The 1,162-nt window shown below is 60.8% G+C and carries 1 protein-coding gene; it reads right to left on the bottom strand.

Features of this window, described 5'->3' with window-relative positions; translation table 11 throughout:
* A partial coding sequence (locus tag G473_RS30680; RefSeq protein ID WP_035708569.1) for a beta strand repeat-containing protein occupies window positions 1-1,162 on the bottom strand: 1,162 nt, incomplete at both ends.

Consider the following 1,162-nt stretch of genomic DNA (forward strand, 5'->3'; position numbering starts at 1 on the left):
ACACTGTCGCCATTCACCAAGCCATTGCTGGTGAAGCCTGTCAGGTTGATCGAGTTGCCATAAGTCTTGGTCGCCCCGCTGGCCGTGATCACCAGGGCCGCCGGGTTTACCACCAGCGTGCCGTCCGCATAGGTGATTGAGTAGTTCGATACACCTGTCCCTGTCGCACCGCTGGCCACGATGGAATAGCTGCCGACGGTAGCAATCGTGCCAGAACCACCAGAGGTCAGGCTGACGCCGCTGACGCTGTCACCGTTAATCAGACCCGAACTGGTGAAGCCCGTCAGGTTGATCGAGTTACCATAGGTCTTCGTCGCCCCACTGGCCGTGATCGTCAAAGCCGCCGGATTCACCACCAAGGTGCCGTCCGCATAAGTGATCGAGTAGTTCGACAGGCCTGTGCCAGACGCGCCAGACCCGACAATGCTGTAGCTGCCCGCATTGGCCAGCGTACCGGAACCGCCGGAAACCAGGTTGACCCCGCTGAGACTGTCCCCATTCACCAAGCCACTGCTGGTGAAGCCCGTCAGGTTGATCGAGCTGCCATAGGTCTTCGTCGCACCCGACGCCGTGATTGTCAGGGCCGCCGGGTTCACCACCAAGGTACCGTCAGCATAGGTGACAGAGTAGTTCGACAGGCCCGTGCCCGAGGCACCCGACGCCACAATGCTGTAGCTGCCAGCGTTGGCCAGCGTGCCGGAACCACCGGAAACCAGGCTGACCCCGCTGACGCTATCGCCATTCACCAGACCAGCGCTGGTGAAGCCTGTCAGGTTGATCGAGTTGCCATAGGTCTTGGTCGCACCGCTGGCCGTGATTACCAGGGCCGCCGGATTCACCACCAAAGTGCCGTCCGCATAGGTGATCGAATAGTTCGACAGGCCCGTGCCAGACGCACCAGAACCGACAATGCTGTAACTGCCAACATTGACCAACGTGCCGGAACCGCCGGAGGTCAGACTGACGCCGCTGATGCTATCGCCATTCACCAAGCCGCTGCTGGTAAAGCCCGTCAGGTTGATCGAGTTGCCATAGGTCTTGGTCGCCCCGTTGGCCGTGATCGTCAACGACGCCGGGTTCACCACCAGGGTGCCGTCCGCATAGGTGATCGAGTAGTTCGACAGGCCCGTGCCAGACGCGCCAGAACCGACAATGGAATAGC

Source organism: Niveispirillum irakense DSM 11586 (genome assembly GCF_000429645.1).
Taxonomy (GTDB): Bacteria; Pseudomonadota; Alphaproteobacteria; order Azospirillales; family Azospirillaceae; genus Niveispirillum; species Niveispirillum irakense.